10 protein-coding genes and 1 other RNA gene are annotated in these 9,588 nt (G+C 46.1%); 2 read left to right on the top strand and 9 right to left on the bottom strand.

Features of this window, described 5'->3' with window-relative positions; all coding sequences use genetic code 11:
- Nucleotides 1–353: 353 nt before the first annotated feature.
- The 8 genes from GNT65_RS19250 to smpB all read right to left on the bottom strand — a co-directional run bounded on the left by GNT65_RS19250 (nt 354) and on the right by smpB (nt 7,640).
- Nucleotides 354–1,361, bottom strand: coding sequence for a ParA family protein (locus tag GNT65_RS19250; protein WP_160798816.1), 1,008 nt, complete (start codon nt 1,359–1,361; stop codon nt 354–356).
- Between the two features lie 191 nt (nt 1,362–1,552).
- Nucleotides 1,553–2,107, bottom strand: a complete 555-nt coding sequence (locus tag GNT65_RS19245; RefSeq protein ID WP_160798815.1) for a recombinase family protein — start codon at nt 2,105–2,107, stop codon at nt 1,553–1,555.
- Nucleotides 2,108–2,482: 375 nt separating this feature from the next.
- Nucleotides 2,483–2,842, bottom strand: a complete 360-nt coding sequence (locus GNT65_RS19240; protein ID WP_244952233.1) for a DUF2787 family protein — start codon at nt 2,840–2,842, stop codon at nt 2,483–2,485.
- A 77-nt stretch (nt 2,843–2,919) separates the two neighbouring features.
- Entirely contained in the window at nt 2,920–3,402 is a 483-nt protein-coding gene (gene radC, locus GNT65_RS19235) for a RadC family protein (protein WP_160798814.1), read from the bottom strand.
- Nucleotides 3,403–3,751: 349 nt separating this feature from the next.
- Nucleotides 3,752–4,780 (bottom strand): endonuclease domain-containing protein, encoded by a 1,029-nt coding sequence (locus GNT65_RS19230; RefSeq protein ID WP_160798813.1) that lies wholly within the window; start codon nt 4,778–4,780, stop codon nt 3,752–3,754.
- Nucleotides 4,780–6,261, bottom strand: a complete 1,482-nt coding sequence (locus tag GNT65_RS19225; RefSeq protein ID WP_160798812.1) for a site-specific integrase — start codon at nt 6,259–6,261, stop codon at nt 4,780–4,782. The genes GNT65_RS19230 and GNT65_RS19225 overlap by 1 nt, the downstream gene beginning before the upstream one ends.
- Nucleotides 6,262–6,670: 409 nt before the next feature.
- Nucleotides 6,671–7,026: a transfer-messenger RNA gene (gene ssrA / locus GNT65_RS19220) on the bottom strand.
- A 122-nt stretch (nt 7,027–7,148) separates the two neighbouring features.
- Nucleotides 7,149–7,640, bottom strand: coding sequence for an SsrA-binding protein SmpB (gene smpB, locus GNT65_RS19215; protein ID WP_160798811.1), 492 nt, complete (start codon nt 7,638–7,640; stop codon nt 7,149–7,151).
- 203 nt (nt 7,641–7,843) lie between these two features.
- Between smpB and GNT65_RS19210 the strand changes: the two genes are divergently transcribed.
- Both GNT65_RS19210 and GNT65_RS19205 read left to right on the top strand, forming a co-directional pair.
- Complete coding sequence (locus GNT65_RS19210) at nt 7,844–8,275, top strand: SRPBCC family protein (RefSeq protein ID WP_160798810.1); 432 nt, start codon at nt 7,844–7,846, stop codon at nt 8,273–8,275.
- Nucleotides 8,276–8,303: 28 nt separating this feature from the next.
- Entirely contained in the window at nt 8,304–8,636 is a 333-nt protein-coding gene (locus GNT65_RS19205) for an RnfH family protein (protein ID WP_160798809.1), read from the top strand.
- A gap of 182 nt (nt 8,637–8,818) precedes the next feature.
- Here the strand turns inward: GNT65_RS19205 and GNT65_RS19200 are convergent, their stop codons facing one another.
- Entirely contained in the window at nt 8,819–9,319 is a 501-nt protein-coding gene (locus GNT65_RS19200; RefSeq protein ID WP_160798808.1) for an outer membrane protein assembly factor BamE, read from the bottom strand.
- Nucleotides 9,320–9,588 lie beyond the last annotated feature (269 nt).

Here is a 9,588-nt window from a genome sequence, read left to right as displayed (position 1 = left end):
TGCGCAGCTTCTAATTTGAACTCTGCACTGAATGTCGGTCTTGTGTTCTTCATTTCTACCACCTTTTTTCCAGAAGTGAGTCTATCACTTCGTCTATTCAGGTGGCCAAATTCACTATGCCACTACAATCTGTGTTCCAATAAACTCAAGCTTCCTTCGGACGTCCTTGTTCTAAAGTGTGAGCTAAGTTGTTGATTTTAGACTGCGGTAGGCAGAAAAAAAGACGTCCTGAGACGTCTTTAATCCTTTTATTGGTGGAGGCGGCTTATGTCAAACCCCCATTACCTAACTACCTGATTTCTTTCTGGAACCGACAGTGGGTTATGTAGCACAGAATGTAGCACAGGCATTTATTAAATGACATGCATTAGACGTTCAATAATTCCTTTGTAATGACTTGCTGACTTTCGGGCTTTAGTGATGTGAGCACCTCTAAGCTTATCTCGACCTGTACAGTCGAAAACAGGTTTTTTCGCTTCTAATGAATAGGGTACAAGACTATGAAGGTTTGGGATGTCACCTAGATGCCAATTTAAATCTTTACCATCCCACTCGAACACTTGTCCTCTTGGCTGAAGCTTCTCTACTACATTCTCTCTGATTGCTCCGTCAACTCTATTGCCGAATATTTGCCACCCTAGAGTCATTCCTTTTTGGTTGTTTCTAATGTTATGTTGTTGTTTTACATAACCTAAAAACTTAGGAGCTCCTTTAGGTATGTCTATATCAACAGTACCTCTGGCTTTCCATGCTTCTTGACACTGTACCCAGCCATCGTTCCAGTTAAGCATTTTGTTACCTAAGTTCTCTGTGCCTCTTATTGAGAACAAATCTGGTGACATCGGTACAATGAAGTAATCACTACTACCGAGAACAGCCCTGTTGAGTGCTCCCAAGTTTGGTCCTAAATCAACAAATACTGCATCAGCATTGACATTTTTAGATGCCCATCGAATATACCTGTGGATCGCCGATTGGACCCTGATATCTGGTTCAGAGCCGCCTCGTGCGGCGTTCCAAGAATCACCCAATCTATCTTCAAAGTTGCTCAGTGCTATATCACCTGGGGCAAGAAAAAGAGTGGGGTACTGGGTATTGAATTGCATTGGAGCTAATTCGCGAAAGTCACCTAAACCTCTATAGATTGGCTCAACAACACGGTACATGCTGTTTCCGGTTTCTTCCCAAGCCTCACTTAATTGCTCATCCTTTAAGCAATATGAGGAAAGGTTACATTGGCTATCGAGATCCACCATTAAGATTCGTTTGCCTTTTTTAGCTAGTAGGTGAGCTACATGGAACAAATATGTAGTTTTGCCAACGCCGCCTTTATTGTTAAACACGCTAATAACTGGAACCATTTAAACTCCATTTTGGTTAGGTGAAAGTCCTTTGGATTCTATCATTTACTTCTTATAAAGTCTCTTGCGAAACCAAAGGACTTCAGACAATTCATTCTTGTGGCTAACTAACCTCAAGCTCATTCAGTATGAGAAGTTTGTGAAAAGGCACTATGGAGTCAACTTGGTAGATGATCTCCATTGTGACTTCATCATGTCTTCTTTCGTTGGTCTTTCGCTATTCGCTGCACACTTGATAGGGAAATGCCTGTACGCTTGGCAATCTCGGCTTTTGGTATGCCTTCTTGCAGCATGACCACCACTTGGTTTCGTTTGAGCATGGCGATGGGCTTACGTCCTTTATAGCTCCCACGTTGCTTTGCTAGAGCGATCCCTTCAGCTTGTCGTTCTAACATTAACTCTCGCTCAAACGTGGCTATCGCACCGACCATAGTTAGCATTAACTTTCCGGTTGGCGTACCTGTATCAATCCCTAGGTTTTGGATTTTCAGGGTGACTTTCTTAGTGGCAAGAAACTCTGCGATTTCCAGTAAGTGTCGGGTGTTTCTTGCCAGCCTGTCTAATTTGGTCACTACAACTGAATCACCTTCACGTACAAACTCTAGCATTAAGGTGAGTTGTGGCCGGTCATCTTTAGCACCGCTAACTTTCTCCTGAAACACCTTATCGCATGGACTCAGGGCGGCGAGTTGGGCATCTAGGCTTTGTCCTGTGGTTGATACTCGGGCATATCCAATGGTTGCCATCATGGTCTCCTTAGTTGGTCATTAGGGTCTAGGTTCACTGACTAAACGTGTCAAAAGTCGGAAAGGGACCCATGTGACATGGTTTAAGCTTCCTTTTTTGCTATGTCACATGGGCTTGGTCTATTGACCTGTACGGCGAGGACTCAGGAAATCTCCTTCTCGTTATCCTCGTCATCTAGGCCATGGTTACTTTGGTGGTTAACCCAAGGGTCTTCACCTGACAGATATTCGTCAGCGAATGCTTGGATTAAGATTGGCACTATGGTCAGTAGTGCGGCTTTAGCGACCTGCTTCATTAGTTCGTTAATGATGATTCTCCTTGTTATCTAATCGGCAGCATAAAGGTCTTACAGTCCTTCTTGCTGCATTGGTGGGTTAATCCCAAGTGATGGTTATCTGAAACGTATCGTTGTTCAGATAGCTGCGGAAGTTGGCTTCCCATATCCGATAGATACCGCTGAAGTTTCTAAGGGGATGAATACCAACAAATGCCTGATACCCCTGTCCGGTGGTGAAGTTGAAGTCGATATCCTTTTCCAGCTCAGGGTAGGGGCGGCCAAAGTAGCCAAAGTCAGTGATGTAGCAGATGTGCCAATCGCTGTTCGTAGGGCAGGGCTCTATGCGGATCTCGACAGGATGAATACCACCTGATTCAGGTGAATAATCAGGGGCACGAAAGTTGAGCGTTACGCCAGTCTGCAAGGTGGCTGGTGGTTTCTCTGCAAGTAAGGCCATAAGTTGTGCCACCAGCATTCTGGTAACGGGAAGCCAGCGTCTTGCTGGTTGAGCGTTGATGAAAATCGATTTGTCTCTCATATCCACCCCCGCTCGGCGAATGATACAACGTCCAGATGACCAATCACCAGATGGTCAAGTACAGGGATGTCTATGGTTGCTAATGCCGCCTTTAGACGCACTGTGATCCGTCTATCTGCATCTGATGGTTCAGGGCAACCCGATGGGTGGTTGTGGGCGAATATTACCGCTGCGGCGTTCCTAGCGAGTATTAGCTTAACGACTTCTCTGGGGTATACAGCGGCTGCGTCTATGGTGCCGTAGAACAGCTCCTCGTAGCGAATAAGCCGATGCTGACTATCCAGTAACATGACGGCAAAGACTTCCCGTTGGTAGTCACTCATACGCAATTTAAGATAGTCTTTTGTGATGACCGGAGAGTTGAATGGTTGGTGTGGTTCAGTTTGTTGGCCGTAACGGGCTTCCAGAATAGCAATAGCTTCTCTGACTACGTTATCATCGGGTGTTTCAGATAGTGGATTAGTGTGTTTGGATAACATGGTTAGACTCCTGAGTAATTGTTTTTCCTCAAGATTCTTATGCCTTAGTCCAATTCAGATATTTAATCAGGTACAAGGTATGAAAGTGTCGGACTGTTACTTACCATGGTCCGACACTTTGATTTTGGACGTTTTGCTTAAATCCCTTTGGGATAAGGGGACTGAGCGTTATACATGTGCATATAAAGAAAAGGGTGTAGTCCCTAGGGCTATATACAGTGTATTTCTACGAAAATTTATTGGTTTAGTGGAACAAAATCGATAACCTATTGATAATTAATGACTATAAATTGTCATCGGTACCGGTAATTGTCACTCGTTTTGCCACTTTTTTTGGAACAATTGCACATTAGTTGTCTTCCTCATGCTCAATAACCAATACCCTCATTTCCTTGCCTTGGTATTGGAGCCTTGCTCGTTTCGATGAAACACCGTTTTGGTGTAAGAAATTGGCGATATCGACCAGTGGTTGTTTCGACCTTGATTTAATCGCCCCGATGGTTTGTAGGTATTCTAAGCATACATCCAAGTTAGTCGGTGGAATAAACCGTTTGCCCGTGCGAGGATGCGTTTTGATGAGCAAGTTGATCTGCTCTTGAATAGCCGATGGAAGATGCAGTGGATAACAGATTTCATAGCAAGTACCTAGCCATTCTTGTGCGTTCTGCTTACCCAAGCGAATGACCTTGTAGCCCAATGCCTCCAGTTCAGTATCACGCTCCCTATCCTTGCGTTTTTGTCTAATGGAACCGTGATACTCTTCATCAAATTCAATGACAAATTTGTTGACGACTACTGATGTCTGATACTCCTTGGTAACGGTGATCACAAAGTCCACGATGTGGGAAGCGATAGGTACCTGCTGATCAAAGCGAAAGTCAATGTTTCTATGCCGTGCATCTAACTCCTCGGTTAATGATTTCAGTTTGATAGCAAACTTTTCCTCGGCTCTTGCTCGCTTGGTTATAGGGGCTGGAAACCCTGTGTACTTAGCAAGTTTTTCTAGGTGTGTGCGGTTGTAAGCTGCGTTTGGACCATAGGCGAGCAGTAACATGGCAAAGGTGACATGTAGTGTTCGAATGTATCTGGGGTTCTTGGTGTTTGGAAAGTCGTCGTCCTTAAGTACGCCTGCTTTAATTGCTGCGGCAATTGCTCTTTTCATCCACTGGGCGTAGCGCCCGTTGGCATTATGCAGCTTACTGTAAAGCGTTCGCATCTTTACTAGAGGGGGACAGGTAGCATAATGGTGTTGTAATGCTTCTTGATAGATATCTTCGAAGCGATAGTCTTGCCGTAACAGCGGTTTCCAACCATTGGCCATTACTGCTTGTTCAAAGCGAACTGAATAGCGATATGCGGGGATTCTAGGAGTATTCATTATGCTGACTCCTCTTCAGAGACAACTGCGGCAGGAGCATTGTGAAAGATATCTGGTGCAATTGGTTTGATATGAGCTGTAGCACCGTCATAGTTAACGCCGTTAACGAGCGGTAGGAGATGAGATACATCATCCGCTAGAAGTCCACCGTACTGATTCCCCGCATGACCAATTAAACGAGCGATATGCTCTGGATTAGCAGTCATTCGGCTAAGTTTGTCTCGGTATGAATGACGGAAAGCATGAGGGGTAACGTGCTTGGGTAACCCTAGACGATCCCTGAAGTGCTCGATGAACCATTCACTTGGCTTATTGCTGTAGTTACCTTGGATCAAGCGGATATTGGTAAATAGCCTTTGACCAGAGTGACTTCTTACATAGTCGACATATTCAATCAAGCCGATTCTGAGCAATTCTGAGTGGATCGGAATAACACGAGCTGCGTTAGGTGTTTTCAGGTACTGGTCATCCCGTGTCTGTTGGACAACGAAACACCACACCTCTTTGATTTGCTTAATGTCATCAACGAGTAACTGGGAAATCTCCCCTAAACGCATACCGCTATAGGCTGCTATCAGAGGCATCCAGAAGTGGCTTGGATGCTGAATTTTCTTAGTGTGAGTGCCCTTAAGTTCGCTAAAAAGAGAGTGAGCAAAGATCTGTTTGGCTTCGTTGTCAGTGATGGGGTCTCGTTTGGCCTGTTTCGATACCTTAGGCGTAGGGAGATTATCGTCGGGCATTGGATTTAACTTGATGTAGCCCATCGATTCAACCCAGCGAAAAAACTCCCTTAAGCGGTTCATGTGGTTATTTGCGGTGGTGACTGATATTTTGAGTGCGTCATCGTCAGTCAGGCAAGCTTGAAGCCCATCTCGCGTAATATCAGCTTGGTACTTCCCCTTGATGAGTCGCGGTAGGGTGGCTCGTAACTCCCGACCTTGGCTACGTGTAAGTGCTGCAACTGAGAGATCTCCAAGTCGCTCTAACGAAATAAACAAGGTGTGTTGATACTGCCTGATAGTCTTGGCTTTCCAGCCTTTTTGCTGGTTTTCTGATAGGTATTCCTGCATCACTTCGGATAACGTTTTATTGGACGCGGGTTCAGTTCCCAAAGCGGAATCGGAAGTGATTTCCGCACAGTGAGTTTTAGTTGTAAAGAGTGGTTTATGGTGTAAAAGGGATTGATAGATGGACGGAAGTTTATCGCAGACTTGGCGTACTAAAGGCTGTAATTCAGATTCATCAGGCAATAACTGCCCTGACTCGGAAAAGTACTCTTTTACAAGTCGCTGGGATTGCTCTAGTCGATTTAGCCTTGAGGCTTCGGTCGATAGGCTTTTGAATAGGCATAACTTCTCAATCCATTCGACATATTCACCTTCTTCTCTTGGTGCGGATTGCCAATCGCCAAGCTCCATTTGGTGGTAATGATGGATGATAGTTTGAACCTGATTTTTTAGTGTTTCATAGGTAGACGTCATTTGAGAATCCTCATGTGTTGACTTTAGGGTTGTCTCAAGACCCAGCCAGTAGTTGCGATTATTGGGCTCAGTGGACCCAGCAACTCCACCTAATGCGGCGGCTACATGATTTGTACTCAAACAGTTACCGAATAATTCGGCATTTCGTCTGCGAATGAAACTATTGAGAAGTAACGCTAATGTTCTGGCTTTTGGATAGTCAGAAGTTCTAAGAGATATCCTCAATGACGTATTTATACTCCTAGTGGGAAGGCGTTGTCTATACCACCAGGTATGATTTCTCTGATAAAGATACGTTGGAAGGGGGGGCATGGAATGGACTCCTGTAGCACAACTTGTAGCACAAAAGAGTCAATTCCAGATAAGAAAAAAGGACTGAAACCGTTATGGAATCAGTCCTTTAGGTGTGTGGTGGAGGCGGCGGGACTTGAACCCGCGTCCAAAAAGCCTACATCCTCGGCGCTACATGCTTAGTCTTTCTATTGGTTAACCAACAACACTCCGAAAGACAGGATTGTTATTGGCGAGTTCAGTACTGTTTCGCGGTTCACCCCTGAACATGGTTCCCTCGCTATCAAATGTAAAGGTGACCATCTTAATACTCTGCCCATTTGAGAAACGTGAGCAAGATGGCTAGCTAGCCTAAGCTGCTAGAGCGTAGTTATCGTCGTTTGCAACTATAACTGTGCGGCTTTTTACGAGGCCAACCGCCCCTCGGCATGCTCCTAGGGTTTCGTGAATCTTGTCGAATCCAGAATCGCCCCCAGTACAATGTCGATTGTAACCCGCGAGGTCCTCGATCTCCAAGGATTAATCACAGGGGTTACTATCGATTGTTCGTTATCCGTACGTTTTATGCCTGACAAGTCGCTGAATAACAGCGAGTATTATCGAACGGCATGCTTCATGGTACGAGATTTTTCAATTTTCCATTCGCGCTCTTTGGTATCGTCGCGCTTATCGTGCTCTTTCTTACCCTTACCCAGGCCGATTTCGAGCTTCACCCAGGCGTTTTTGCGCCAATACATGGAGATAGGCACGATAGAGTAGCCTTGACGGTCTACCAGACCCTGTAGTTTATCCAGCTCTCTGCGGTTAAGCAGCAGCTTACGATCGCGCATGGGGTCGCATACCACGTGTGTCGATGCGGTATTGAGCGGCGTGATGGTGCATCCAAACAGGTAGGCCTCACCGTCTCTGAGGAACACATAGCTCTCAGACAGGTTTACCTTACCGACTCGGATCGATTTCACTTCCCATCCCATCAGGGACAAGCCGGCTTCAAATTTCTCTTCAAATTTATAGTCGAAGTTTGCGCGTTTATTACGTGCAATCGTCGCCGGTGGGTTCTTTGATTTTTTTGCGTTTTTCTTAGCCATAGGAGGGCTATTATACGCGCGGTTAACCAATTTGGAATTGGCTCGTGCGATTATTTGTTTAATTTGCCTGCGTAAATGGGTCGAGGTGGTGTTTTTTTGAGCTAGGCTTGAGTGCCGGGCGAGGTGACCCTTTCTTTCGAGCATGTTAAAATCGGTTTTTTGCTTTATGGTGTCACGGCCAAGGTTTCAGGTTAAACAGTCATATGCCCAAGATTTCCCGTAGCGTATTAGTGCGCTTTAGTGCCATGCAGATGTACGAGTTAGTCAACGATGTGGAGTCCTATAAGGAGTTTCTGCCGGGGTGTGTTGGCGGAAAGGTGCTTGAGTTTGATGGTAAAACCATGGTGGCCTCGGTCGATGTATCCAAGGCGGGGATTAGCAAGACCTTTACCACACGCAATCAGGTGATCCCGGGCAAGCGGATTGAGCTGGCACTGGAGAACGGCCCCTTTAAACATCTACATGGTCAGTGGGAGTTTACCGAGTTGACGGAAGATGCCTGCAAGGTGGACTTTGAGCTTAACTTCGAGTTTTCCAGTTCGCTAGCAGATATGGCCTTCGGTAAGGTGTTCAAAGAGCTGATGTCTTCTATGGTGACCGCCTTCACCAGCCGCGCCAAAGTGATATACAACTAACAGCTGTTTAATCTTCCTAGGATGTAAGATGAGCGATCAAGATAAGTTTGCCGTTGAAGTGATTTATGCCTTGCCGACCCAGCAGAAGCGCATCAGCGTCATGGTGTCGCCGGGCACCAGCTGTATCGAGGCGGTGAAGCAAAGCGATATCTGCCGCTTCTTTCCTGAGATCGATCTGGAGAAGGTAAAGCTAGGTATTTTTAGCCGTGCGGTGAAGCATGATGAGGTGTTAGAGCCTGGGCAGCGAGTAGAGATTTACCGCCCGCTAATTGCCGATCCTAAAGATGTGCGTCGTCAACGCGCAGAAAAGGCCAAGAATGAGGGCCGCGCCAACAAGACCACAGGGGCTAAGGTGAGCTAACTGGTTTTATCTTCGCGTGGGAGCATCTTGGATCGATAAGCGGTGCCAAATTGGCTACGCGATGGGATAAACAGCAGAGAGAGTGATAGGTCAAATAGTAAAAAGGGTCTTAAGCAATGCTTAGGACCCTTTTTTCATCTTAACGCCAAGACGTAACGTTAGCCTAGCGTTAGTCAAAGCGCTTATTCAAACTCTTTAACTTCGTTGAGCTCTTGCGCTTTCTTCTCTTCCACTAGCGGTTTGGTATCGGGACGCTGCTCAGGATTTAGCGGTTCTAGGTCGCCTTTTGCCGTGCCCAGCTCTGGTAGCGAGCTCTGATCCAGCGGGGTGTTAAACTCGGCGGCCAGCTCATAGTCGCCATCGACCTTAGAGAGCTTGTCGTTGGTAAAGTGCAGAACCAACTCTTTATGGGTGATGCTGGCGTCACGACCACTCTTGTAGTGATAGACATAGTACCAGGTGTCGTCCGAGAAGCTGTCTCTGAGTACGGGACGGCCCAAGATATATTCGACCTGTTCTTTGGTCATCTCTATTCTGAGTTGTTCGACCTGCTGCTTCTCCATATAGTTGCCTTGCGGCACGTCAGGCTTATAGATCAGCCAGTCAAACACGCTGCACCCGCTTAATGAAAGAGACAGCGCCGCTGCGCCTAATAGAGTAATACTATGTTTTTTGATGGTCATTGAATGCGCTACTTCCCTAAAAATCTGTCGGCCATGATACCCAAGCACTCCCTATGCTGACAAGCGCTATCGCCGTTTTCTGGATCTCGTCTGCGTATCGCCTATGACCTTGATGATCCGGGCGTCAAGCGGAGTGTGAATAGTTCTGACAGGCGCTTCATCGATTAGTTTCGTCGGCATGGGTGAAATTTGAGCAAGTAAAGCAGACGAAACAGTGAGCGAGTGATGAAAATGGCTGACTAATTAATTGTTAGTGTTTGTTTTATCCC

This window comes from Shewanella insulae (assembly GCF_009831655.1).
GTDB lineage: Bacteria > Pseudomonadota > Gammaproteobacteria > Enterobacterales > Shewanellaceae > Shewanella > Shewanella insulae.
The sequence above is the reverse complement of the archived record's forward strand: the minus strand, read 5'-3'. Positions and strand labels throughout refer to the sequence as shown.